The organism is Chloroflexota bacterium (assembly GCA_016235055.1).
Classification (GTDB): Bacteria; Chloroflexota; Anaerolineae; order JACRMK01; family JACRMK01; genus JACRMK01.
In genome coordinates this window covers 38,190-63,027 of record JACRMK010000066.1, presented here as the reverse complement: position 1 = coordinate 63,027, position 24,838 = coordinate 38,190, and the positions used below count along the sequence as shown (strand labels likewise).

Genomic DNA, 24,838 nt, shown 5'->3' with positions numbered 1-24,838 from the left:
TATGCTGCCCACCATCCAGATTGGCCCGGCCGCGCTGCCGGTGCGGCCGCTGTTGATGCTGATTGCGTGGTACATCGCGGTCGGCTGGGCCGAGCGGCGCATGCCGCGTTACGGCCAGCCGAGCGAGCACGCCTGGAACGCCGGGTTGATCGCGGCGCTCGGCGCGGTGATCGGCGGGCGGCTCTATTACGCCGTCACGAACTGGGCGGCGTACCAGATGAACCCGCTCGGACTGTTTGCGACAAGCATCAGCACGATCGCGTTCGGTGAGGGGCTGATCGTCGGGCTGATCGGCGCGGCCATCTACCTGCGCTGGAAGCGGGCGCCGCTGGCGCCGTTCTTCGACGCATACGCGCCGGGCCTGCTGGCCGCGTTTGCGTTGGCGAGCGTCGGCGCGTTGGCTAGCGGCGACGCCTACGGCGCGGCGACCGACCTGCCGTGGGCAATTGTGCTGTGGGATTCGCACCGCCACCCGAGCCAGGTGTATGAGTTGCTCGTTGCGCTCGCCGCGTTGGCGGTCGTGTTGCGCATGCGGGGCGCGTCAGACGGCTCCACGTTCCTCGCCGCTGTTGCGCTCTACGGCATCGGGCGCGTCTTCATCGAAGCGTTTCGCGGCGACAGTTGGCTCGTCGCCGACGGCGTGCGCGCGATGCAGGTCGTGTGGCTGGCGGCGGCGTTGGGGGCGCTGATCGTCATGCGGCGGAGGGCGAGCATATCGTAGGGGCGCGGCTTGCCCGCGCCCGAATCGGGCGACCGCGAGGGTCGCCCCTACAAGCTGGACAGCAAGCGCGGCAACTCCGCCAGCGCAGCGGGCGCGAGGTCGGGCGCGTTGGCGATCGCGGCGAGACTGCCGGCGATCTGGGCGACGCGCCATGCCTGCCGGAAGTCCGCGCTGACGGGTCCGGTTTCCGTGTAGCCGCTGATCAGCGCAGCGCGCTCCTCCGTCGAGCGCCAGCGGCGCAGATCGAACGACGGATGACTGATGTACGCGTCACCGAAGTCGATCAGGCCGATGTACGTACCGCTGTCCGGATTGACGAACGTGTGCTCGTGCCACGGGTTGGAGTGTAGCGCTGCGCGCTCAAGCTCTTCGGGCAGCGCGGCCAGCGCCCGCCCCGCGACGGCGCGCGGTGCGAGCGGCAGCGTCCACGGTTTGCCCTCCAATTCGATGCGCGCGGCGCTTTCCTCGAGCAACTCGCGAAAGCGGGCGCGCACGTCGACCGCATCGCGGTCGACGGGCAACAAGCCGCTCTCGGCCAGCGGCAACTGCGGCAACTGGTGCACACGCCGCAGCGTGCGACCGAGCGCACGCGCCACCTCCACCCGCTGCGCGAGAGAGAGCGTAGTGCGCAGCAGCGCCGCGCCCGGCATGCGTGTCAGCAGGCTGTACTCGATGTGCGCCTCGGCGTGCCCGTATCCAAGCGCGCGCGGCACCGGCAGATCGGGCGCGTGCTGCGCGATGTGTTGAAGGAAGAAGACCTCTTTCGCCAGGCTGGTGCGCGGGCGCAGGCGGTGCGGCCGCTGCGTCTTGAACACCAACCGGTCGTCGATCAGGTAGGTGCGCGCCTCGCCGCCGGTCTCGTCCACAGCGGTCACCGCCTCCACGTGCGGCTCAAACCAGCGCGCCAGTTCCAGCACCACGGCTGGCTCCAGCACCGGATCCGGCAGATGCGGCTGCGAATAGGTGTCACGCGGCATATACTCCCCCTTATTCCAAAACCAGCTAACCGCAGAGAGCGCAGAGCACGCAAAGATAGAAAGGTTCTTCTCTGCGCTCTTTGCGTTCTCTGCGGTAAACGCTTTTAAGTGGCCTGCCAGTCCCAGCCGGCGGCCTCGAGCTCGACCAACGCGGCGAAGCGCCCGCCGCGCGCGATCAACTCGCGCGGCGCGCCTTCCTCGACGACGCGCCCCGCTTCCATCACGATCACGCGGTCGGCCTCGCGCGCGGTCGAGAGTCGGTGCGCGACGGTGACGACGGCGCGCCGCCCGGCCGAGAGATCGGCGCGCAGTGATTCGCGGAACGCCGCCTCGCTTGCGTTGTCCACCGCGGCCGTCGCCTCGTCGAGCAGGAGCAGCTGCGGGTTCCAGACCAGCGCGCGCGCCAGCGCCAGCAGTTGCCGCTGCCCGGCCGAAAGTTGCGCGCCGCCGCCGCGCCCCGCGCCGCTCAATGGCGTGTCGTAACCCTGCGGTAGCGCGCGGATGAACGCGTCGGCCCCGGCGATGCGCGCGGCGCGCTCCACGTCGGCGCGCGGCACCGCCGTATCGCCGAGCGTCAGGTTGTCGTGCACGGTGCCGCCGAACAGCTGCACCTGCTGCGGCACAACGCCGACCAGCCGCCGTCGCCCGTCCGGCGGCACGGCGGCGGGGTCGCGGCCCGCGACACGCACAGTGCCCGTCCACGGCGCGTACAGCCCGGCGAGCAGGTGCAGGGCGCTCGTCTTGCCCGCGCCGGTGCGGCCGACCACCGCCACATGCTCGCCGGGTCCGACGGCGAGCGACAGGCCGTGTAGTACCGGGCGGCCGTCGAGATAGCCGAACGTCACGCCATCCAGCGTGACCGCGCCCGGCACGGCGTTGGCCGGCATCGGCGCGGCGGGCAGAATCACGTCAACCGGCTCCGACAGCACCTCGCGGATGCGCTGGAGGCCGGACAGCGCGCTCTGCACCGTCTGCCATTCGTCGCCCAGGTCGATGAGCACGGCGAAGAAGCGGCGGAACAGCAGGACGAACGCCGTCAATGTGCCGATGCTGACGCCGAGCGAGGCCAGCGCGTTGCTGGCGCCGAGCCAGAGCAGCCCGGCCGCGATCAGCGACGACAGCATCGACATCAGCGGCGGGTAGAACGAGTTGTACGCCGTCGCGCGATTGTACGCCAGCAGGTTGCGGTGCAGGGCGGCGCGGAAGCGCGCGATAAACGTGTGCTCGCGGCCGAAAGCGCGTATCACCTCGATGCCGCCGAGGATCTCCTGCAGATGCGTGTTGACCAGCCCGAGCGACACCCGGTTAGCGTTCTCCGCTTCGCGCACGCGCAGGCGGAAGAACTGCGTAATAACGACAACCACCGGCGTCAGTAATGCCGTCAACAGCGTGAGTGGCAGGCTCAGGAAAGCGAGCGCGATGGAAATGGTCACGAGGCTGAACAGGCTCGACACGAGGGTGGCCACGCCGGAGGTGAACAGCGCATCGACCGTCTCGACGTCGGCCGTGCCGCGGCTGATGATGTCGCCGAGCGGCGTGCGGTCATAGTAGCGCATCGGCAGGCGCTGCAGGCGCCGGAAGAGCGTCACGCGCAGGTCGTGCAGCGCGCTCTGCGCGGCGACCGCCGTCAGATAGATCGCCAAACCGTTCATGGCGCGCGTGCCGACCGTCGCGCCGAAGTAGAGCCAGGCGAGCGACCAGAGCGCGCCGGTATCGCCGCGTGTGAGCGGCCCGTCCACGATCGCGCCGATGATCAGCGGCGGCAGTGTGTCGAGCGCTTGGGCGAGCAGGAACAACAGCGCCGTGGCGGCGAGCAGTATACGGCGCGGGCGCAGCAGATCGGCGATCATGCGCGCGCCTCGACTTGCTGCTGCGCGGTGAAGATGCGCGTGTAAAGCCCGCTCGACTGCATCAACTCGCCGTGCGTGCCCTGCTCCACGATGCGCCCGCCGTCCAGCACGATGATCCGGTCGGCGTGCGGGAACGCCGCCAGGCGGTGCGAGCAGAGCACGATCGTGGCGCGGCGCTCCGGCGGCGAGTCGGGGCCGAACGCCTCGCGCAGCGACGCGATCAACTGCGCCTCGGTCGTCACGTCGACCGCCGAGAACGGGTCGTCGAGCACGAGCAGGCCGGGCGCGTCCGGCGCGAAGGCGGCGAGCGCGCGGGCCAGCGCGATGCGCTGGCGCTGCCCGCCGGAGACGCGCACGCCGAGCTCGCCGATCGGCGTGTCGAGCCCCTGCGCGAAGTCGCGCACGTCGGGCGCGAGCGCGGCGAGTTCCACGGTGCGCTCCAGCCCGTCGTCGCCCGGCGCGCCGAACAGGATGTTTTCGCGCACGCTGCCGGAGAACAGGAACGGCTCCTGCGGCAGGTAGCCGATGCGCCGCGCGCCGCCGATCTCGATGCAGCCGGCTTCGAGCGGGTAGAGTCCGAGCAGGGCGCGCGCCAGCGCCGACTTGCCGGAGCCGATCGGGCCGGTGACGGCGATGAACGCGCCGGCCGGAATGTCGAGCGAGAGGCCGTTGAGCGCGGGCACGGGCGCGCCCGGGAAGCGGAAAGTGACGTCGCGCACGGCGACCGGCGCCGCGCCGCCTGGCTGCACGCCGGCCGCGGCGGGGGGCGGCGCGCCCAACCCGACGACATGATCGGGGCGGAACGACGCGAGTTGTGGCTCGCCGCGCATCGCCAGCGGCCGGGTCAGCATCGATTGCAGGCGCGCGTAGACCGCGACGCTGGCCTGCAGTTGGTTGACGACGACCGGCAGTTCGCGCAGGCCGCGATTGACGGCCCGCAGGTAGAGCTCGACGTAGGCGACGAAGCCGCCGACAGTCATGGCGCCGGCCAGCACGCGCTCGCCACCCTGCCAGACGAGCAGCACGGAGCCGAGCACCATGAAGAAGTAATAGACCGGCTGCATCGTGAGGCGTAGCCGCTCGCTGGCGAGGTTGGCCTCGGCCTGCGCCTGCGACAGCCCGGCCACATGCGTGACGGCCGCCTCGGCGCGGCCAAACAGCCGCAGCACGCGCACGCCGGCCAGCCGTTCCTGCAGGGCAGCGATATATGCAGCGTTGGCCTGGCGCGCCCTGGTCGTGCGGGCGCGCACCCAGCGGCCGCTGGCGTACGACAGCACGACGGCCAGCGGCGTGGTGCTCAGCACGATCAGCGTCAGCCCGGCGTCGAACCAGAGCATGGCGATGACGAACGAGATCGAGAACAGGAGCGTGTCCCACGTCTCGATGGTGAAGCGGCGCACGCCGAGGCTCAGCGTCTCGACATCGCCGATGATGCGCGCCATCGTGTCGCCGATCGGCGTCTGGTGCACGCGCTCCATCGGCCAGCCGAGCGCGCCGCGCAGCAGGTCGGCGCGCAGGTTGGCGCGGATGCGGGCGTTGGCGGTGATCAGGAACCAGCGCTTGAAGATGCGCGGGAACTCGGTCGCCAGCGTGCCGCCGATGAAGGCGAGCGCGGCCATCAGCAGTGCGTCGCCGCCGGCCTCGCCGCGCGAATACGCCAGCGCGGTGTCAATCGCTCGGCCCAGCATGATCGCGGGCAGGACGACCGCCGTGTTCATCAGGATGCCCGCCAGTGAGCCGAGCAGGAGTTCGCCGGCGACCTGCCGGAAGTAGGGGCGCATGGCCCAGAGAAATTTGAGCATGGGACTCGTATATTTTACCGCCGATTGCGCCACAGCGGCGAGTGTGGTACTATGCGCACAGCAACACCTCGCGGGTTTCAAAAACCCGCGAGGTGTACACCGGCCGTCCTGACATGCCTGAAAGGTGACGTTCATGCTCGATATCAACAAACTACGCGCCGACACGCCCAACGTGGAAAGTGTCATTCATTTCAATAGCGCGGGCGCGTCGCTGATGCCGCGCGTGGTCGTGGAGACGGTCGCGGCGCACCTGCGGCGCGAGTCGGAGATCGGCGGCTACGAGTCGGCCGATGAGGCGCATGAGCGGCTGGACGGCGTCTACCGCTCGATTGGCCGCCTGCTGAACGCCGATCCCGCCGAGATCGCCGTCGTCGAGAACGCGACGCGCGCGTGGGACATGGCGTTCTACACGCTGCCGCTGAGGGCGGGCGACGTGATCCTGACGGCGGCCAACGAGTACGCCGGCAACTACATCCCGTACCTCCAGATGAAGCGGCGGCTCGGCGTCGAGGTGCGCGTCATCCCGAACGACGAGCAGGGGCAGGTCTCGGTCGCCGCGCTGCGCGCGATGCTGGCGGACAAGCGCGTGCGGCTGGTCTCGCTGCCGATGATCGGCACGAACGGCGGGCCGGTGCAGCCGGTCGAGGCGATTGGCGCGGCGGCGCGCGCGGCCGGCGTCTGGTTCCTGCTCGACGCCTGCCAGGGCGCGGGGCAGGTGCCGCTCGACGTGCGGCGCATCGGTTGCCACATGCTCTCGGCCACCAGCCGCAAGTACCTGCGCGGGCCGCGCGGCATGGGCTTCCTGTACGTCGAGCGCGAGCTGGCCGACCGGCTGGAGCCGGTGCTGCTCGACCTGCACGCCGCGACGCTGGAGACGCCGGACACGTTTACGATCGCGCCGGGCGCGCGCCGCTTCGAGAACTGGGAGTACAACGTCGCCGCGAAGCTCGGCATGGGCGCGGCGGTGGATTACGCGCTGTCGCTCGGCATGGACGCCATCTGGGCGCGCATCCAGCAGGTGTCAGGTGCGCTTCGCGCGCGGCTGGCGCAAATCGACGGCGTGACGGTTACCGACGCGGGGCCGGTCAAGTCCGGCATCGTGACGTTCAGCGTGCGCGGGAAGACGCCGAACGAGGTGCGCGCCGCGCTGGCGGCGCACACGCCGCGCATCAACGTCACGACGACGACCGACCGCGGCACGATGCTCGACATGCAGGCGCGCGGCCTGACGGCGATTGTGCGCGCCTCGGTACACGCGTTCAACACCGACGCGGAGATCGAGACGATGACGCGGGCGGTCGAGCGACTCATATAGCGGTGGTCAATTCAGCGTCGATAACAAGGACGATCCGGTGAGAGATACGCGATGCCAGGGCGTGGTGATGCGCGACGGGCGTCTGCTGCTCGTCCGCCACACCAATCACCGGACAGGTGTCGAATACTGGTGGCTGCCGGGCGGTGGGCTCGAAGCCGGCGAAAGCCGCGAAGCCTGCGTCGCGCGTGAGTTGCACGAGGAGACACGCCTGACCGTATCGGTTGAGCGGTTGTTGTTTGAAATTGAGGATGCGAGTCGTGCGTACCAATACCGAGCGTACGCAACCTACCTGTGCACGACGCAGTCCGGCGAGGCAGTCGCGGGGCACGAGGCTGAAAACAGCGCGACCCACACGATCGATGCGCTGGGGTGGTATCCCCTCTACGATGAAGAAGCGTGGGAGCCGGGATTCTACGAGCCGCACATCTACCCGCTGTTGAAGGCCGTTCAGGACGCTTTGCGCTGATATTCTTCGCGGGACATCAGGCTGGCTTGACCATATGGACACAGCACAACTACTGTCGCTGCTGCGCGATACACGCAAGCACCTCCAAGCGTTGATCGATGCCGCCGGCCAGGATGGCATGGACGCACCCGGCGTATCCGATGACTACTCGCTCAAGGACATCGTCGCGCATCTGCTGGCGTATGAGCGCGCGCTGGTGACTTGGCTCGATGTGGCAGGCGCGGGGCGTGTCTATGTCGATCCGGTGGTCGATCGGCCGGACCTCGACGCGCGTAACGCGGTCGTGTACGCAGCCAATCACGGACGCCCGGCCGCCGAGGTCGCGCAGGAGTATGCGCAGACCGCCGCCGACCTGGAAGCGCGTGTCGCCGCGCTGAGTTACGCCGATCTCAACGACGCCGAGGCGAGCGCCTGGTTTGTCGTGCCGCGCTGGGGGCGTCCGCAGGCGCTCTGGCAGTGCATCGTCAACGACTCCGTCGAGCATCGCCAGCAGCACCTGCCTGACATCGAGCGCTGGCTGGCTGCGCGCGGGAAGGCCAGTCGATAACTGCCTGCTCTACATAGGGGAAAGTGCGCGCTGCTCGTGGTGCGCGTTAATGGCGTGAGTGTCTTCTCCGCCGTGCCCGCATGGATCGGCATGCACATTGATGCCGGTCAAGCGCGCCTGGCTGTGGAACAACGCGTGGCGCACTTCCTCGACGATCCGATGAGCCTCTCGCGTGGTCAGGTCTTCATCGATAGCGACATGCAACTCAGTGTGCAGCTTGTGCCCGACCCACCGCACGCGTACGGCATGCACATCCTGGACGCCGGGCACCCCGGCGGCGGTCTGTTCAATCGCGCTCACAACGGCCGGATCCACCGCATCCATGAGCCGGCGCCACATGATGACCGCCGTGTCCTTGACGATCAGTAGAATCGTGGCCGAAATCAACAAGCCGATAAGCGGATCAGCCAGCGGGAAGCCCATCAGACTGCCGACCGCTCCGAACAGGACGGCCAGCGAAGTCAGACCATCAATGCGTGCATGCTGACCGTCGGCAATCAGTGCGGCCGATCCGATCTCGCGCCCAACGCGGATGCGGAAGATGGCCACCGCTTCGTTGCCGATAAACCCGACAATCGCGGCCACGATGACCCATTCGACGTTACGCAGCGGCTCCGGGCTGACAAATTTGAGGTAGGTTTCGTAGCCCGCGATCACCGCGCTGGCAAAGATCATGCCAACGATGATGACTCCCGCGATGTCCTCGGCGCGTCCGTAGCCGTAGGTATAGCGCCGGCTTGCCGCGCGGCGCCCCAGCACAAACGCAATGCCGAGCGGCACGGCGGTCAGTGCGTCGGAGAAGTTGTGAATCGTGTCCGCCAGCAGGGCGACGCTTCCGCTAATCATGACGATCACCACTTGGAATACCGCGGTGATGCCCAGGCCAACCAGCGAGACTTTGAGCGCCCATATGCCGCGCGCGCTCGTTTCGAGCGCATTGTCGATATTCACTTCGCCGTGGCTATGGCCGTGCAGAAACGGGATCGCCTCGCGCAGAGTCGCCAGCACGCCGTGTCCGTGCGAGTGGCCGTGATCATGGCTATGCTCATGCGGGTGAGGATGGCCTTCGTCGTGTGGATGGGCGTGGCCGCCATCGTGTGGATGAGCATGGCCTTCGTCGTGTAAGTGGCTATGCTCCGGCATGTCGGACATGTGGTTCTCCAGGCTGCAATGGTCATAGTGAGCCAGCGTCACGCGGCATCTTATCACAAAGAAAAACCCAGGTCAATCACCTGGCCCGGTATTTCCCCGCAGGTTTGCTTTATGCAAACACTTATGCTACGCTTCGCGTGTTCGACGCACTCAAGTAGTGACGGCTCCATCGAGCACCTTCACCAACACCTACCCGACATCGAGCACCGGCTGGCCGCGCGCCGGCCCATGGTATAGCATGACTGAACTGCTGGAGATCACACCCGCGCTGTCCCTGCCGGCAACCGAGTTGCGCTTTCGTTTTGCGCGCAGCGGCGGTCCCGGCGGGCAGAACGTCAACAAGACGGCGACGCAGGTCGAGTTGCTGTTCGACGTGGCGCATTCGCCGTCGCTGTCCGACACGCAGCGCGACCTATTGCTCCGCAAGCTGGCGAACCGGATCGACGGCGACGGCGTGCTGCACCTCGTCTCGCACGCGACACGCAGCCAACTGGAAAACCGCGCGGACGCGACGGCGCGCTTCGTCGCGCTCGTGGCCGCCGCGCTGAAGCCGGCGAGGAAGCGCCGCCCAACCGCGCCGACCGGCGCCTCGCGCGAGCGGCGCATACAGGCGAAGAAGGAGCGCGGCCAGATCAAGGCCCGGCGGCGCGCGGCAGCAGACGATTAGTCCCAGGGCAAGCCTTGGGCATATACCAAAAGCCAACACCAAGACACAAAGTCACCAAGAACATTTCAGATTTCTTTGTGCCTTTGTGGCTTTGTGTTGAAGACTTACAGGAGTATCGATGCCGAGTAAGGCCGTTTCCGCCAACATCGTTTTCGTCTACTACAAGGACCTGGCGCGTGCGGCTGATTTCTACGCACGCGTGATGGGACTCGATCTGACCGTCGATCAGGGCTTTGCCAAGATCTTCCGCGTGACCGACCAGTCGTACATCGGCCTGGTGGACAGCGAGCACGGCACGCTGAAGGCGTCGGACACCAAGCCGGTCATCATCGCGTTCGTGACCGAGGACCCGGACGGCTGGTACGATCACCTCGTGGCGAACGGCGTGACGATCTTCATGCCGAAGTACGACAGCGACCGCTCGCAGGTGCGCGGCTTTATGGCGCAGGACCCGGAAGGGTACGTGCTGGAGTTCGAGTGGTTCAAGGAAACGGAGCGGAACCGCCGGATACTGGAAATCCTGCGCGCGCGAGGGTAAGACATAGCGCAAACCACAGAGGCACGGAGGCACAGAGAGAATCAGGTGTGTTTCATGCGCGAAGCATCTCGATTGTGGCGCAGCGAGGTGCGGAGATGCCATGGCCGTTGCAGATTCGAGATCCTTCGCGCGCGAAGTGCACCGGATTCAGGAGGCCATGCTTTTGCGCTGCTCAGAAACTTCATCGCCACTGAGGGCATGATCGCACACTCCAATTCGTCATGCCGGCATGTCGTTAGCCGGCATCCACGCCGACATCTGGCGCGCTTACAGGCCGTGATGCGCGCGCCTGGATTCCGGCTTTCGCCGGAATGACGACTCGCATAGGCCATGCTTAAGTTTCTGCCGCATCGCATACCGTGGGGCCGTATGGATATTCTCAGAATGACAGGCTAAAGAACAACAGCCCTCGCGGGGTTGACCCGGAGGGCTGTTTGGGATTTGGACATTGGGAGTTGGGATTTCCGTCAGGCGTTTTCCTGCTGGCGCTCCTGGCGGATCTTGCTCTGCTTGCGGTCCTCGGCATCCAATTGCCGCTTGCGCAGGCGGATGTTCTTTGGCGTGACCTCGACCAGTTCCTCGCTCGTGATATACTCCAGCGCATCGTCCAGGCTCATGATGAGCGGCGGCGTCAGGCGTTCCTGGATTTCCGAGTTGGACGAGCGCACGTTGGTCAGGTGCTTGGGCTTGGTCGGGTTGACGACCAGGTCGGAACCGCGCGCGTTCTGCCCGATGATCATGCCCTCGTACACTTCCGTGCCGGGGCCGATGAACAGCGTGCCACGCTCTTCGATGTTGTGCAGGGCGAAACCCGTGGTGGCACCCTCATCACCGGAGACGAGCGAGCCCATGGCGCGCTGCTCGATGACGCCGGCCAGTGGCCGGTAGCCAAAGAAGACTGAGTGCACGATGCCGGTGCCGCGCGTTTCCGTCAGCAGGCGGCCGCGGAAGCCGAGCAGGCCGCGCGTCGGCACCAGGTACTCGTATTGCATCTCGTTGTCGGACAGCGTGCTCACGTTCTGCAGCTCGCCGCGCCGCTGGCCCAGCAGCGAGACGACCGCGCCGGCATTGGCGCTCGGCACGCTGACGGTCACGTTCTCCCACGGCTCCATCATCTGCTTGTCGATCTCGCGCACGATCGCTTCCGGCTTGCTGACGTGGAACTCGTAGCCCTCGCGGCGCATCGTCTCGATCAGGATGGCGAGGTGCAGCTCGCCGCGCCCGGAGACGTAGAACGTGTCGGCCGTCTCGCCGTCGGCGACGCGCAGGGAGATGTTGCGCTCCAGTTCGGCGTACAGGCGCTCGCGAATCTTGCGCGAGGTGCCGTACTGCCCCTCGCGCCCGGCGAACGGCGACGTATTGACCGCGAACGCCATGCGCACCGTTGGCTCGTCCACCGTGATCGGCGGCAGGGCGAGCGGCTGCTCCGGGTCGGCGATCGTCTCGCCGATGTTCACATCCTGCAAGCCCATCACGCTGACGATGTCGCCCGCGCTCGCCACGTCGGCCTTGACGCGGATCAGCCCCTCGAACGCTCCGAGTTCGGCGACCTGCTCGTCGTGCTGCTCGCCGTGGATGTCGATGCGCTTCGCGCGCTGGCCCGCCTTGAGCGCGCCCGCGAACAAACGGCCGATCGCGATGCGGCCCTTGTATGTATCGTAGCCGATGTTGCTGACGAGCATTTGCGTTGGCGCGTCCGGGTCGGTCAGCGGCGCGGGGATCGTTTGCAGGATCGCATCGAACAGCGGCTGCAGGTCCGTGCCGGGCGCGGCCGGGTCGGACGTCGCGGTGCCGCGCACGGCGTCGGTGTAGAGCGTCACAAAGTCGGCCTGCTGCTCGGTCGCGCCGAGGTCGACGAACAGGTCGAACGTGGCGTTGAGCACGTGCGTTGGGCGCGCATGCGGGCGGTCGATCTTGTTGATGACCACGATGGCGCGCAGGCCCATGCCGAGCGCCTTGCGCAGCACGTACTTGGTCTGCGGCATGGGGCCGTCAATCGCGTCGACCAGCAGCAGCACGCCGTCAACCATATTGAGCACGCGCTCCACCTCGCCACCGAAGTCAGCGTGGCCCGGCGTGTCGACCAGGTTGATCTTGACGTCGCGATAGTGCACCGACGCGTTCTTGGCGAAGATCGTGATGCCGCGCTCGCGCTCCAGCGCGTTGGAGTCCATGATGCGCTCGGCGACGGCCTGCCCCTCGCGGAAGACGTGCGCCTGCTTGAGCATGGCGTCCACGAGCGTGGTCTTGCCGTGGTCGACGTGCGCCACGATGGCGATATTTCGGATGTCGGAACGGTGCTGCAACATGGGAGCCTCAGTAGCCAGTCGTCAGAAGACAGTGAACAGTGAACGGTGAACAGCGCGTAGGGACGGGTCTCTGACCCGTCCGGGTTGGCAGGCACAGAAAACGGTCGTGGCGCAACTGCCCACGACCGCGAGCCTTCACTAGCCATAGAATAGCACCAAATGGCAGCGCCGACAAAACGGCGCTTCCCGCGCGCTTCGGTTTAGGCAGACCCGAAGGGTTCCTGAGGGACCAATCGCGATAAGGCCGTGCCGGCGAAACCCTTCGGGTCTCGATATTTTGAGGGCTACCGGCACTCTGCTGGTAGCCCCACGAACGGCGTAATAGTTTGAGCGCCGGCGCAAAACGGCGTATACTGCTTGCCAACGGCATCGCACCGTTTACCGGGAGGGCATGATGAACGTCGGCCAGCGCAGGAAGCCATTGATCTCCTGTCGCGTCCATAACTGCAAGCGCCGCGCACGGTTGCTGGCGTGGCTGATGGCCGCGCGCAGGCGCATGCAGCACGCCGAAGACCGCGAGATCGTGCGCGAATGGTTAGACACAATCGAAGCATCTGGCACGATCTCGCTGGACGACATGGAGAAAGAACTGATTGCCGAATCTTTATGCCGATCGAGATTGGCTTGTGATGACTGTCTCCAGTGATATTTCGGGCACTCAGATAGGCTTGGCAATAGTCTCGAATGCCGTGCCATTTCACATTCAAGGGGCGAAACAATGGGACTGACAACCAAAACACTTTGTGAACTTCTTGACTACAAAGATTCCGAACGTCTTCAGTTGCCAGAAATTCAACGAGATTTTGTGTGGCCTAAGCAGAGCGTCAAACTCCTCTTTGATTCGCTCTATCGCGGCCTGCCGATTGGCCAAATGCTAGTTTGGAAACCCAAAACCGAGGTGAAAGGTAAGGCGTTCCACGGACAGAAACGTCGGCGGACCCCCAGCAAGCTCGACGGATTCTATGGCTATTTGCTCGATGGACAACAGCGGCTTACGGCGGTTTCACAGGTGCGAGACGCTTGCGACGAGTATCCTTTAATGTTCAATTTGTGGACTGATGGTGAACGTGAAGATAGCCGGTTTTATTGGGACAAGTTTCTAGACGACTCAGATCCTTGGTATGTATCCGTCGCAGATGTGTTGTCGAAGGATTTCGACGTCACGGCGCACCTGCACCGTCTGGAAGAAGACGACTATTATGAGGATCGGCATGCTGAGACCGTGCGCAAGATGCTCGCACAACTTCAAAACGTTCTCAACTATGTGATAAGCGTCATCGAATATGAATCGGACGACTATAGAGATGCAACCGAGTTGTTCATACGGTTCAATTCGACTGGCCGCAAACTGAACAAGAGCGATCTTGTCCTTGCTGAGTTAGCCAATCGCGTTGAGGGGCTGACCTCCAAAGAGATGTCTGATGTTCTTAGCAAGTATCGACCGCATTTTCAATTCAGCCGCTCATTTCTTATGCAATGTCTCGCGGCTGTGCATACAAATCGAATGAATTTCAGCAAGCCTGAAAAGCTCTTTGGCGACTCAAGCCCAAGCGATATCAGAGCCTCGTGGCACAGGACTGTTCGTGGCTTGGAGGATGTCATCGATTTTGTGACTGGGACCGTAAGATGGGATTCAGGGGCATGGGTTCCATCATTTAACGCTTTGATCCCACTCGTGTATATCAAAGCGCAAAAACGCGGGTGGACAAAGGCCGAGCGTGAAGTTGCTCGTAAGTGGCTTCTTCTTGCTGGCGTTCGCACATACTTTAGCGGCTCAGTGTATTCTGAGCTTGATCAGATCCTACGAAAACTTGAAGCCAATGCATCTGTTGATCAGTTGTGGGACATAACGCGCCGTTATCTTCGCAAACTCAGTGTCGATGATTTTGATACTAAGGGTTTGACCGGAAACAATCTGCCCACTTGAGTGCGAAAACGCCCGGAAATAGGCGTGTTTCGATGGATCCAATTTGCAAACTGGGCAAGTTATTTCCGGTCAAAGTCTAACAGCCGTAGTGGCTCCATCATGGCATTGTTCATCTCGATGCTTCGCAACCAAAACGGAAGCGACTGGGTCAATAGCACGCCACTAGATGGAAGTGTGATTGGACAGAATGCGAAATTGCAGGTTCATCACTTCTTTCCACGCGCACTCCTCAGTAGGCACGGATATCAATCTGGGACCATTAATATATTCGGCAACCTCACAATCATCCGTGCGGACACAAATCTGGATATAAGTATGGAAGAGCCGGCAACCTATCTTGACCGACTTACTTACGATCGAACGGAGTTGGAGAAGCAGTGTGTTCCACTGGACAGAAAGCTATGGCATGTGAAGAACTTCGACAGGTTCTTGCAAGCCAGAGATCGTCTCTTGGTTGAAAAGCTCAATTCCTTTCTTGGAGTCTAATGCTACTGCCATCTGTATGTTATACAACTTCGTGTCATTCGCGTCCTATCGCGGGTTTCGGTTCCAAGCGATTACGCGAACGAGTCCCACCGGCTGATCTCGTTTCGTGGTCTTCATGTTCTTTCGTGATAATCATGTTCCAAACGGTTTTGCTGAAGGGGCGCACTGAACCATGCCCATCAAATCCTTTGACGAACTGGCGGTCGGCGACGCGTTCCAGCACGCGATGGGAAGAAGCATTGGACCACGAGCGACACGAGATGCCGCGAAGCACGCGAAAGGGGCGCGCCGTTTCGTGTCATTCGCGTTCTTTCGTGGTATTCGTGTTCCAAACGGTTTTGCTGAAAGGGCGCACTGAACCATGCCCGGCAAATACTTTGACGAACTGACGGTCGGCGACGCGTTCCAACACGCGATGGGGCGCACCGTCTCCGAGATGGACAACGTGCTGTTCTCGTCGCTGACGATGAACACGCAGCCGTTGCACCTCAATGAGGACTTCGCCGCGCGCACGCCGTTTGGCCGCCGCATCATGAACGGCATCTTCACGCTCGGCCTGGCGGTCGGCATGACGGTGCCCGACCTGACCGAGGGCACGATCGTCGCGAACCTGTCGTACGAGAAGGTCGTTTACCCGCACCCGGTCTTCCACGGCGACACGCTCTACGTCTCCAGCGAGGTCGTCGAGAAGCGCGAGTCGCGCTCGCGGCCCGACTGCGGCGTGGTGCGCCTGCGCCACTTCGGCCGCAACCAGCACGGCGCGATTGTGCTCGAAGTCGAGCGCATGGTGCTGTTCTACAAGAAGCCCCGATCAACCGCAACGGACCTGCCATGACCCCACTGCCTGCCGTTCCCGCCGCCCGCCGCCCGCGCCGCTGCGTGCTGTTTATGCCGGGCGACGACGCGCACAAGATCGCCAAGGGCGCCGCGCTCGGCCCCGATTCCGTTATCATGGACATCGAGGACGGCACTGCGCTCAACCGCAAGCAAGCCGCGCGCGACACGATCCGCTCCGCGCTCGGCAGCGTGGCGTTCGGGCGCACCGAGAAACTGGTGCGCGTCAACGCGTTCGACACCGGCTGGACGCGCGAGGACATCCTGAGCACCGTCGCGGGCAAGCCCGACGGCTACGTTGTGCCGAAGGTCGAGTCGGCCGAGACGGTGCAGGCTGTCAGCGAGTGGATCGGGCAACTGGAGGCGCTGCACGGCTTCCCAGCCGGCGGCATCCGCCTGATCGCGATGATCGAGACGGCGCGCGGGGTGCTGAACGTCGCGCCGATTGCGGAGGCCGACCCGCGCGTGGACGCAATTCTGCTCGGCTCGGAGGATCTGGCGGGCGACCTGGGCGCGACGCGCACGCGTGAAGGCTGGGAGGTGTTCTACGCGCGCAGCGCGGTTGTGACGGCGGCGGCGGCTAACGGCCTGCAGGCGCTCGACGGCGTGTACGTCGACCTGCAGGATACCGACGGCCTGCGCGCCGAGTGCGGCCGGGTGCTGGGCATGGGCTACGGCGGCAAGTCGGCGATCCACCCGCGGCAGGTGCCCGTCATCATGGATGCGTTCACGCCGACCGCCGAGGACGTGGCGCGTGCGCAGGCGCTGATCGCGGCGTTCGAGGCGAACCAGCGCGCCGGCGCCGGCGCATTCGCGTACGAGGGGAAGATGGTGGACATGCCGATGCTGCGCGCCGCGCAAAAGGTGATCGCGCGGGCGGGCGCGGGCACCGGCTAGTGGCATGGAACCCATCACGGACGCCATGATATAATTGCCTTGTGCCCGAACTACTGCCGAACGCCGAAAACGCAGTTATTGACTCTCGGAAATTGAGGGATTACGTTCTCAATCCCGAGCATGCGGTCGGCAGACACAAGGCTGCATTCTTTCGTGCGATGGGCTATTCGAGAGATCGGTGGCACGAACTCGCTGATGACATTCGATCGCAGTTGATTACGCGCGGCGCCGAGCCGGGTAGCCCATCACTATTTGGGCGTAAGTTTACGATCACAGGACCCTTAGCCGGACCCAATGGAGCCGTGCGCCAGGTGACGGTCGTGTGGATATTTCGAGGGGATAATGGCTACGCCGAACTGGTGACGATTGAACCGGCACCGCGGTCAGATGAGAGGGAGCAATGAGCGACCAAATAGCGCTGCTTGAAGTGATTGTGGCTACGATAAGCGCTCCGGCGGATGGCGTGCTGGCGGGCGATATAGGCACCGTGGTCGAGATCTACACCGTCCCGACGCGGGCCTACGATGTTGAGTTTGTCAATCCCGATGGCTCCACGCGCGCGCTTTTGACGCTCGCGCCCGAGCAGGTGCGGCGGTTGTCTGCAACCGATGTGATGACGACACGTCCGATGGCGCTTGCGGTATAGAACTCGCCGCATCCGACACAAATATCTGCCCGGTGCGAAGGCACAAGGAACAGGTTTTCTTTGTGCCTTTGTGTCTTGGTGTTGTCATTTCTTCTAATCAAGCTCCACCAGCACCTGCCCTCGCTCGACGACCTGCCCAACGCTGACGAGCACCTTCTGCACCGTGCCCGCGCGCGGCGCGACGACCCGCATCTCCATCTTCATCGCTTCGAGCACGACGAGCGTCTGGCCGTGCGTGACCATGTCGCCCTCCGCGACATGCACGGCGACGACCTGCCCCGGCATCTGCGCCGTCAGGTCGCCCGCGCCGCCGGCGGCCTGCGCCCGGCGCGAGCCGCTGCGCTCCGCGAGCGCGAACTCAAACACGTCCGAGCCAACGGCCGCTAAGCGCCGGCCCCCATCGCGCACGACGTGCACGCGCCGCCGCGATCCGTAGAGGTCGAGCTCGAGTGTGGAACCCTCCATGTCGGCCATGCGCACCGCGACATCCTCGCCGCCGTCGATTGACACACGGTAAGCGTCGCCGTCGCGCTCGACGCGCTCGACGCGCACGACGCGCACGGTATCCACGACCTGGTAGCGGTATTCCATTAGCTGCCCCGCCCCAATCGGAAGCCGTCACTGACGCGCCATGGATTGTAAGCGTCGCCTTCGGCGGTCGCTGGCACTGCGGCTGGCCGCGCCTGCAACTCCGCGATGGCCGCTGCGATCAGCACCTCGTCGGGCAGGGGGGCGGCGGGCAGCGTCCAGTTGGCGAACTGCTCGTCGACGAACTGTGTGGTCGTCTCGCCGCGCCGGAACGCCGGATGGGCGAGCACGGCGCGCAGGAAGCGGATGTTGGTCGTCACGCCGATAATCGCATAGTCGGCCAGCGCGCGCTGCATGCGCGCCAGCGCGCCATCGCGTGTCTCGGCGTGCGCGATGACCTTGGCGATCAGCGGGTCGTAGAAGCGCGTCACGGCACGGCCGGTCGCGACGCCCGCATCGACGCGGATGCCGGGGCCGCGCGGCTCCTCGGCCAGCCGCACGTCGCCGATCGACGGCAGGAAGCCATTCGCGGGGTCTTCGGCGTAGACGCGGCACTCGATCGCGTGGCCGCGCCCGCGCACGTCGTCCTGCGCGAACCAGAGCGGCTCGCCCGAGGCGATGCGCAACTGCGCCTGCACCAGATCGATGCCGGTGATGGCTTCGGTGATCGGGTGTTCGACCTGCAGGCGCGTGTTCATTTCGAGGAAGTAGAAGCGCCGCTCGCTGTCCACCAGGAACTCGATCGTGCCGGCGTTGACGTAACCGCAGGCGCGCGCCGCCGCGACCGCCGCCGCGCCCATCTGCGCGCGCAGTTCCGGCGTCAGCAGCGGCGACGGCGTCTCCTCGATGATCTTCTGGTGGCGGCGCTGCACGGAGCACTCGCGCTCCAGCAGGTGCACGATGCCGCCGTGCGCGTCGGCCAGCACCTGAAACTCGACGTGGTGCGGCGCGACGAGCAGCTTCTCAAGGTAGACCGCCGCATCGCCGAACGCGTTGAGCGCCTCGCGGCGCGCCGATTCGAGCGCATCGGCCAGTCCGCCGGCGTCCGCGACGGTGCGCATGCCTTTGCCGCCGCCGCCGGCCGAGGCCTTGACGAGCACGGGGTAACCGAGCCGTTCCGCGGCCTCAACGAAGTCGCGGTCGTCGTCACGAGGGGCGGCGCGCTGGTAGCCGGGCACGGTCGGCACGCCGGCTGCCTGCATGAGCGCGCGCGCGCTGGTCTTGTCGCCCATCGCGCGGATCGCGGACGCAGGCGGCCCGACGAAGATCAGCCCGGCGTCGGCGACGGCCTGCGCGAACTCGGCGCGCTCGGCGAGGAAGCCGTAGCCGGGGTGGACCGCGTCGCAGCCACTGTCGCGCGCGGCCGCGATGATGCGCTCGATCTGGAGGTATGACTGCGCGGCGGGCGGTGGACCGATCAGTACCGCTTCGTCGGCGTGCGACAGGTGGAGCGCGTCGCGGTCGGCCTCGGAGTAGACGGCGACCGTCGCGATGCCCATTTCGCGGCAGGCGCGCGCGATGCGGACGGCGATCTCGCCGCGATTGGCAATCAGGAGCTTGCGGAACATGTGAGGTTGCGGCGCGCGCGACATCAGGGTGCAGCGGGAGGCGTTTTACGTCGGATCAGATCAGCGAGGTCGTTCACGATAGCGAAATCGGCGGCAAGTTGAGCAGACTCAAATGATGTCAGTACCCCGAGCGGATATCGTGATTCGATGTAGTATTCCGTGATGCGCTGGCAGGCGATCAGAAAGCGATCGAATTCCTGGTCGCGCGCGATCGCGTCCTGAACAAGGATTTCGAGATCGTGAGTCCGCCGCAGATTCCAGCCATGCGCCAGTAAGTAGCCCTTGAGGTATTTCTCTGCCGTTTGCTGGATTAGGAACGCAGAGACCGGCAAGCTTTCGCCCGCCGCCAGCAAAATCTCGGCGGCACGGAAGTCAACGTCGCCTTGAGCGTACCAACTGCCTGGAACGGCTGGATCAGCGTCGCTCATACAGGACGATGCCGCTGCGAAGAATGTCGGCGTAGAACGCGTCGCGCGCCGCGATGCGCGATGCCAACTCGTCCGGCGTCAACACCAGCGGCGAGAAGGGTACGCGGCGGTGAGCATCGGCGGCCAGCCGCCGGACATGCACCCGGCGTTCCAACGGCGGCTCGGTGGTATCCTTGACAATCAGCATGTCAACATCGCTATCGTCGTCAGGGTTACCGTGCGCCATGGAGCCGAACAGGATGATGCGCTCCGGTTGATAGGCGTCCACAATCCGGCGCACCAATTCGTCCAGCAGTGATTGGCGTTGGGTGAGCGTATACATCCGATGTTCTCTCGGGCCGATTGTAGCACGAGCGGCGCTTCGCCCCAAAGCGACATCGCAAGGTTACATCCGGAACACGCCGTAAGTCGTCGGCGCGATCGGCGCGTTGAGGCAGGCCGACAGCGCCAATGCCAGCACGCGGCGCGTCTCCGGTGGGTCCAAGATGCCATCGTCCCAGAGCCGCGCGGTCGAGTAGTACGGGCTGCCCTCGCGCTCGTACTTTTCGAGGGTCGGCCGGCGGAACTCGTCGGCCTCGGCGGGCAGCAGCGGCGGCTGGCTGCGCCGCGCCAGTTGATCCTGCTTGACGGTCAGCAGGACGTTGGCGGCCTGCTCGCCGCCCATGACGCTGATACGGCTGTTCGGCCACATCCAGAGGAAGCGCGGATCGTAGGCGCGGCCGCACATGCCGTAGTTGCCCGCGCCGAACGAGCCGCCGATCACGACCGTCAGCTTCGGCACATTGGCGTTGGCGACGGCATGCACCATCTTCGCGCCGTCGCGGGCGATGCCGCCGACCTCGTACTCCTTGCCGACCATGAAGCCGGTGATATTCTGCAGGAAGAGCAGGGGGATGCCGCGCGTGGTGCACAGTTCCACGAAGTGTGCGCCTTTCAGCGACGACTCGCTGAACAGCACGCCGTTGTTGGCAACGATGCCGAGCGGGTAGCCGTGGATGCGCGCGAAGCCGCAGACGAGCGTCGTGCCGTAGCGCGCCTTGAACTCGCGGAAGCGCGAGCCGTCCACCAGCCGGGCGATCACCTCGCGCACGTCGTAGAGCGCCTTCGGGTTGCGCGGCAGGACGCCGTACAACTCCTGCGGGTCGTAGCGCGGCTCCTCCGGCGGCGCGAGGTCGAGCGCGACCGGCTTGCGCGTGTTGAGTGTGGCGACGATGGCGCGCGCGATCTCGAGCGCGTGCGCGTCGTCCTCGGCGAAGTGGTCGGCCACGCCGCTCAGGCGCGTGTGCACGTCGGCGCCGCCCAACTCCTCGGCGCTGACGTCGACGCCGGTGGCGGCCTTCACCAGCGGCGGCCCGCCGATGAAGATCGTGCCGGTGCCTTTGACGATGATCGTCTCGTCGCTCATCGCCGGGACGTACGCGCCGCCTGCCGTGCAACTGCCCATCACGACCGCGATCTGCGCGATGCCTGCCGCCGAGAGCCGCGCCTGATTGAAGAAGATGCGCCCGAAGTCGTCGCGGTCGGGGAAGACCTCGTCCTGCATCGGCAGGAACGCGCCGCCCGAATCGACCAGGTAGAGGCACGGCAGGCGGTTCTGCGCGGCGACGTCCTGCGCGCGCAGGTGCTTCTTGACCGTCAGCGGGTAGTAGGTGCCGCCTTTGACCGTGGCGTCGTTGGCGACAATGACGACCTCGCACCCGGAGACGACGCCGATGCCGGTGACGATGCCGGCGCACGGCGCGTCGCCATCGTACATGCCGTCGGCGGCCAGCGGCGAGAGTTCGAGGAACGGCGCGCCGTCGTCGAGCAGGCGGTCGATGCGCTCGCGCACCGGCATTTTGCCCTGCTCGCGGTGTCGGGCATGCGCGGGGGCGTCGCCGCCCCGGCGCGCCTGCGCCAGCCGGTCGCGCAGTTCAGCGGCCAGCGCGCGGTGGTATGCCTCGTTGGCAACGAACTCGGCGTCGTCACTGCGGAGCGCGGAGGTGAGGAGATCCATGGGTCTACCGTTTAACGCCGTGCAGCACGATTGGCGAGCGCGTCCCCGTCAGCGCCCTTATCAGCGCAGATCGTATGGCTGTATCAGGACGTCGGCCGGGATGCCGAGTCCCCGTTTCAGCCGGCGAATCATGGGCAACGTCAGCCGCCGGCGGCGCGCCAGCACTTCCGATACGCGCGCGCGCGAGCCAAAATATGGCTCGAGATCGCGGCGCGTCAGGCCCCGGCTTTCCAGATAGTGCTGGATCGCTTCGATCGGATCGGGCGGTGGCACCGGATGATGCTCATCTTCATATACCGCGACCAGTGTCGTCAGCACATCAAGCGCGTCGCCGCGCGGTGTCCCGGGTGCGGCGTCCCACAGCGTCTCAATGGCGTGCAGAGCAGCATCGTAGTCTGCCTCATCGCGGATCGGGTGAATTTTCACTGTCATACGGCCTCAAATCTTGCCTGCATCAATCCGGTCATAATCGGCATGGGTGCCAATAAACCGAATAAACACGATGCCATGCTGGTAATTGAGCATGGTAACCAGGCGGTAGCTGTTTCCCTTGATATTAAATATGACGCGCTGATTAGCCAGCAGGCTGGCATTGCGGTAGTCATTTTTCACGTCCGCGGGCGTGCGCCAGACGGCGCTGCGCACCTGCGCATACCAGGCGCGCAATGGCTGTTCGGCGGCCGAGTGTCGTTGCCAGAATTCACGCAATGTCCTGCGTGCAATAATCCGCATGCCACCATTATATCGTGTTCCCAAAATGGGAACAAATCGCACAACGCGCTGATTGCACAGATCGAGACGCACGCGTGCACCGAGACACGAACGGTGTACAGCAGGGTATTTGCTCTGCGAGGCGCTTTCGCCAAACCATTCGGGTCTACGCCTGCTGGACGATCGCCACTGGCCGCACGGGCGAGCCGGTCGCGCCGCGAAACTTGAGCGGCAGGCAGACGCACACGAAAGAGTAAATACGCTCGCGGCTCAGGTCGTCGAGGTTGAGGTTCTCGATGATGTAGATGCCGCGCCGGGCCAGCAGTTCGAGGTGCCCCGGCAGGAGGCCGACCTCCGGGTCGCGTGCGCCGATCACGTCCCACGCCATGTTGTCCGCGCCGACGGCGACGACGCCGCGCTCCGCCGCCCAGAGCGACGCATCGCGCGCCATGCCGGCGCTGGCGAGATAGGCCGGTTCGTCGCCCCAGCGCCGCGCGTTGCCGACGCGCACCAGCAGGACATCGCCGCGCGCGACCGAAACGCCCTGCCGGGCAACGCACGCCTGCAGCTCGTTCGCATGCACCTCTTCGCGCGCGGGCAGTTCGTCCACGCCGCGCTGGGCGGCCACGTCGAGCAGGACGCCGCGCGCGACGATCGGCGCGATCTCCTCGACGCCGCCGCGCGTGAAGCCGGCCGGCGTTTGCACCTGCGGCGTGACGGCGATGCCGCCGCACAACGTCAGCGAGTCGGCCTGGTGCGCGTGCGCGTCGATGTGCGTGCCGGTGTGCTCCATCATCGACAACATGCCGGAGGCCGACGAGCGCGGCCCGTCGCGCTCCGGTGCGTAGGTGTCCTGGTGCCGGCGGTAGAGCGTGTAAAGGTAGCCCGGCTTGTGCGACGGGTGGACCGGCATACCGGCGTGGCGCGATTGTTCGAGGTCGAACACGCGCGCGCCCTGCATGAGGGAGATCAGGTCGGACATGGAAGTGTTCCTTGTGTATTCTTCGATTGATGGCTATGCGACATGGGTGATTGTAAGGTTGCGCGAATCACCAACCTGTCATCCTGAGCGCGAAGGCAACGCGCTGCCGTTCAAGAACGCCTCGCGCGCGAAGGACCTGAAATCTGCGAATGGCCGAATCTTCCCGTAACGGGCTCAGCCTTCATCGTCCAGCCACTCGACGCTCAAATCCTTCCACTCCGGATTGTTCGATTCGATCAGGGCGATCTTCTTTGCTCGCAGCCACCTTTTGATCTGTTTCTCGCGCGCGATCGCCGTTGCAGCGTCCTCGGCAATCTCGTAGTGAACCAGGTAGGTCGCGTTGTACGCGTTCGTATAACCCTTGATGAGTTTGCCCTTGTGCTCGCTGATCCGGCGCTTCAGGTCGTTCGTCATACCAACATACAGCGTCGTATGCGGCGGGTTGGTCATAATGTAGACGTAGTAGTTGCGCATGGCTGCAAGCTAATTCTACTCAGTGTGGTGCTTGGCTGAGAAGATTTTAGGTCCTTCGCGCGCGTGGCGGATGTGTAAAACAAGGTGTTGCCTTCGCGCTCAGGATGACACGATGGCGCGCGGCGGGTTGGTCATGATGTAGACGTAGTAGCTGCGCATGGCTGCAAACCAGTTCTACTCAGTGTGGTGCTTGACTGCGACGATTTTAGGTCCTTCGCGCGCATGGCGTGTTGGTAAGTGTGTCGTGCTGCTTTCGCGCTCAGGATGACAACCCGGCGCGTGGTGCTCGGCTCCTTCGCGCGCGTGACGCGGCTGAAAGTCGCGGTGCTGCCTTCACGCTCAGGATGGCGATCGTTTCTACTCGATTGTGAAGACGGCCGCGCGCTGCACGACGCCGTCGAGGTCGTTCACTACGTCGTCGGTCGTCACCGTCTGGAACGAGAGCCGGTCGTACATCTGCAGGGTCACGGCGTGGCGATCGGCGCTGTCGCCGCAGGCATCGCGCACGACCAGCGGCACGATGCGCCGCAGGTACGCCGAGGTCGCCGTGAACAGCACGCAGACCGAGGTCTCCAGCCCGGCGATCAGCGCGGCGCGGATGCCGTGCTGTGCCAGCAGGTCCGCGAGGCCGGTGCCGGCGAAGCCGTCGAACGTCTGCTTCTGGATGACCGGCTCACCGGGCAGCGGCGCGGCGAACGGCTCGAACGCGACCCCCGGCGTGCCGGCGATGCACGGCACCTGGCCGCGCCCCTCCGGGCGGTAGAACAGCATCCAGTCGCTGCGGTCGGGCTGGAAGATCGCCTGCGTGTGCACGACCAGCAGGCCGTGCCGCCGCGCCGTGGCGAGCAGAGCGTGGACGTTCTCCGGGAATACCGTCAATCCCGGCTCGTGCGCCAGCGGCTGCCAGAAGTCTTTCTGGATGTCGATCACGATCAGCGCCATGCGGGTCATTTGATCTTCTCCACGAAGGAACACGAAATCACACACAGAACACGATGCCCCACATACACATGGGCG

General features: G+C 65.0%; 27 protein-coding genes. 12 read left to right on the top strand and 15 right to left on the bottom strand.

The genetic code is table 11. From position 1 onward, the window contains the following. Position 1 precedes the first annotated feature (1 nt). On the top strand, positions 2-721 hold the full coding sequence (locus tag HZB53_16695) for a prolipoprotein diacylglyceryl transferase (GenBank protein MBI5879287.1): 720 nt from the start codon (positions 2-4) through the stop codon (positions 719-721). 47 nt (positions 722-768) lie between these two features. Here HZB53_16695 and HZB53_16690 read toward each other — a convergent pair whose 3' ends face one another. From HZB53_16690 to HZB53_16680, 3 genes are all read right to left on the bottom strand, one after another. Next, positions 769-1,698: an aminoglycoside phosphotransferase family protein gene (locus tag HZB53_16690; protein ID MBI5879286.1), complete on the bottom strand. Its 930-nt coding sequence runs from the start codon at positions 1,696-1,698 to the stop codon at positions 769-771. 104 nt (positions 1,699-1,802) lie between these two features. Then, the gene (locus HZB53_16685; GenBank protein MBI5879285.1) at positions 1,803-3,548 is read right to left on the bottom strand and encodes an ABC transporter ATP-binding protein; all 1,746 of its coding nucleotides are present in this window, start codon (positions 3,546-3,548) and stop codon (positions 1,803-1,805) included. Beyond that, positions 3,545-5,350, bottom strand: a complete 1,806-nt coding sequence (locus tag HZB53_16680; protein ID MBI5879284.1) for an ABC transporter ATP-binding protein — start codon at positions 5,348-5,350, stop codon at positions 3,545-3,547. Before HZB53_16680 ends, HZB53_16685 begins: the two co-directional genes overlap by 4 nt. A 133-nt stretch (positions 5,351-5,483) precedes the next feature. On the opposite strand from HZB53_16680, the gene HZB53_16675 reads away from it, so the two are divergent. From HZB53_16675 to HZB53_16665, 3 genes are read left to right on the top strand one after another with little or no spacing between them, the layout of a single operon-like run. Beyond that, a complete protein-coding gene (locus HZB53_16675; GenBank protein ID MBI5879283.1) occupies positions 5,484-6,665 on the top strand; it encodes an aminotransferase class V-fold PLP-dependent enzyme in 1,182 nt (393 codons plus the stop codon). 37 nt (positions 6,666-6,702) lie between these two features. Further along, positions 6,703-7,131, top strand: coding sequence for an NUDIX hydrolase (locus tag HZB53_16670; GenBank protein ID MBI5879282.1), 429 nt, complete (start codon positions 6,703-6,705; stop codon positions 7,129-7,131). A 34-nt stretch (positions 7,132-7,165) separates the two neighbouring features. Then, positions 7,166-7,678, top strand: coding sequence for a ClbS/DfsB family four-helix bundle protein (locus HZB53_16665; GenBank protein MBI5879281.1), 513 nt, complete (start codon positions 7,166-7,168; stop codon positions 7,676-7,678). A 9-nt stretch (positions 7,679-7,687) separates the two neighbouring features. Here the strand turns inward: HZB53_16665 and HZB53_16660 are convergent, their stop codons facing one another. Then, the gene (locus HZB53_16660; protein MBI5879280.1) at positions 7,688-8,830 is read right to left on the bottom strand and encodes a cation transporter; all 1,143 of its coding nucleotides are present in this window, start codon (positions 8,828-8,830) and stop codon (positions 7,688-7,690) included. A gap of 238 nt (positions 8,831-9,068) precedes the next feature. Here HZB53_16660 and arfB point away from each other — a divergent pair, with 238 nt between their 5' ends. Both arfB and HZB53_16650 read left to right on the top strand, forming a co-directional pair. Then, entirely contained in the window at positions 9,069-9,497 is a 429-nt protein-coding gene (gene arfB, locus HZB53_16655) for an aminoacyl-tRNA hydrolase (GenBank protein ID MBI5879279.1), read from the top strand. A gap of 118 nt (positions 9,498-9,615) precedes the next feature. After that, entirely contained in the window at positions 9,616-10,035 is a 420-nt protein-coding gene (locus HZB53_16650) for a VOC family protein (GenBank protein ID MBI5879278.1), read from the top strand. A gap of 467 nt (positions 10,036-10,502) precedes the next feature. On the opposite strand, the gene typA is transcribed toward HZB53_16650, so the two are convergent. Next, positions 10,503-12,344, bottom strand: coding sequence for a translational GTPase TypA (gene typA, locus HZB53_16645; protein MBI5879277.1), 1,842 nt, complete (start codon positions 12,342-12,344; stop codon positions 10,503-10,505). Between the two features lie 394 nt (positions 12,345-12,738). Between typA and HZB53_16640 the strand changes: the two genes are divergently transcribed. The 5 genes from HZB53_16640 (at position 12,739) to HZB53_16620 (ending at position 17,134) form a co-directional block, all read left to right on the top strand. Next, positions 12,739-12,990, top strand: coding sequence for a hypothetical protein (locus HZB53_16640; protein ID MBI5879276.1), 252 nt, complete (start codon positions 12,739-12,741; stop codon positions 12,988-12,990). A gap of 72 nt (positions 12,991-13,062) precedes the next feature. Then, complete coding sequence (locus HZB53_16635) at positions 13,063-14,271, top strand: DUF262 domain-containing protein (GenBank protein ID MBI5879275.1); 1,209 nt, start codon at positions 13,063-13,065, stop codon at positions 14,269-14,271. An 847-nt stretch (positions 14,272-15,118) separates the two neighbouring features. Beyond that, on the top strand, positions 15,119-15,592 hold the full coding sequence (locus HZB53_16630; protein MBI5879274.1) for a MaoC family dehydratase: 474 nt from the start codon (positions 15,119-15,121) through the stop codon (positions 15,590-15,592). Continuing rightward, on the top strand, positions 15,589-16,488 hold the full coding sequence (locus tag HZB53_16625; GenBank protein ID MBI5879273.1) for a CoA ester lyase: 900 nt from the start codon (positions 15,589-15,591) through the stop codon (positions 16,486-16,488). The genes HZB53_16630 and HZB53_16625 overlap by 4 nt, the downstream gene beginning before the upstream one ends. Before the next feature lie 400 nt (positions 16,489-16,888). Continuing rightward, positions 16,889-17,134, top strand: a complete 246-nt coding sequence (locus tag HZB53_16620) for a DUF4926 domain-containing protein (protein MBI5879272.1) — start codon at positions 16,889-16,891, stop codon at positions 17,132-17,134. A 93-nt stretch (positions 17,135-17,227) separates the two neighbouring features. On the opposite strand, the gene HZB53_16615 is transcribed toward HZB53_16620, so the two are convergent. The 8 genes from HZB53_16615 to HZB53_16580 all read right to left on the bottom strand — a co-directional run bounded on the left by HZB53_16615 (position 17,228) and on the right by HZB53_16580 (position 23,326). Then, on the bottom strand, positions 17,228-17,725 hold the full coding sequence (locus tag HZB53_16615; GenBank protein ID MBI5879271.1) for a biotin/lipoyl-binding protein: 498 nt from the start codon (positions 17,723-17,725) through the stop codon (positions 17,228-17,230). After that, on the bottom strand, positions 17,725-19,230 hold the full coding sequence (locus HZB53_16610; GenBank protein ID MBI5879270.1) for an acetyl-CoA carboxylase biotin carboxylase subunit: 1,506 nt from the start codon (positions 19,228-19,230) through the stop codon (positions 17,725-17,727). The genes HZB53_16615 and HZB53_16610 overlap by 1 nt, the downstream gene beginning before the upstream one ends. Before the next feature lie 23 nt (positions 19,231-19,253). After that, complete coding sequence (locus tag HZB53_16605; GenBank protein MBI5879269.1) at positions 19,254-19,658, bottom strand: HEPN domain-containing protein; 405 nt, start codon at positions 19,656-19,658, stop codon at positions 19,254-19,256. Further along, positions 19,645-19,980, bottom strand: a complete 336-nt coding sequence (locus tag HZB53_16600) for a nucleotidyltransferase domain-containing protein (protein ID MBI5879268.1) — start codon at positions 19,978-19,980, stop codon at positions 19,645-19,647. Before HZB53_16600 ends, HZB53_16605 begins: the two co-directional genes overlap by 14 nt. 63 nt (positions 19,981-20,043) lie before the next feature. Continuing rightward, on the bottom strand, positions 20,044-21,654 hold the full coding sequence (locus tag HZB53_16595) for a methylcrotonoyl-CoA carboxylase (GenBank protein MBI5879267.1): 1,611 nt from the start codon (positions 21,652-21,654) through the stop codon (positions 20,044-20,046). A 60-nt stretch (positions 21,655-21,714) separates the two neighbouring features. Then, positions 21,715-22,086, bottom strand: a complete 372-nt coding sequence (locus HZB53_16590; GenBank protein ID MBI5879266.1) for a transcriptional regulator — start codon at positions 22,084-22,086, stop codon at positions 21,715-21,717. Between the two features lie 6 nt (positions 22,087-22,092). Beyond that, the gene (locus HZB53_16585; GenBank protein ID MBI5879265.1) at positions 22,093-22,386 is read right to left on the bottom strand and encodes a type II toxin-antitoxin system HigB family toxin; all 294 of its coding nucleotides are present in this window, start codon (positions 22,384-22,386) and stop codon (positions 22,093-22,095) included. A 145-nt stretch (positions 22,387-22,531) separates the two neighbouring features. Continuing rightward, on the bottom strand, positions 22,532-23,326 hold the full coding sequence (locus HZB53_16580) for a cyclase family protein (protein MBI5879264.1): 795 nt from the start codon (positions 23,324-23,326) through the stop codon (positions 22,532-22,534). 19 nt (positions 23,327-23,345) lie between these two features. Here HZB53_16580 and HZB53_16575 point away from each other — a divergent pair, with 19 nt between their 5' ends. After that, positions 23,346-23,516, top strand: a complete 171-nt coding sequence (locus tag HZB53_16575) for a hypothetical protein (GenBank protein MBI5879263.1) — start codon at positions 23,346-23,348, stop codon at positions 23,514-23,516. Between the two features lie 5 nt (positions 23,517-23,521). On the opposite strand, the gene HZB53_16570 is transcribed toward HZB53_16575, so the two are convergent. After that, complete coding sequence (locus HZB53_16570) at positions 23,522-23,821, bottom strand: GIY-YIG nuclease family protein (GenBank protein ID MBI5879262.1); 300 nt, start codon at positions 23,819-23,821, stop codon at positions 23,522-23,524. 357 nt (positions 23,822-24,178) lie between these two features. Further along, the gene (locus tag HZB53_16565) at positions 24,179-24,772 is read right to left on the bottom strand and encodes a cysteine hydrolase (GenBank protein ID MBI5879261.1); all 594 of its coding nucleotides are present in this window, start codon (positions 24,770-24,772) and stop codon (positions 24,179-24,181) included. Between the last annotated feature and the right edge of the window lie 66 nt (positions 24,773-24,838).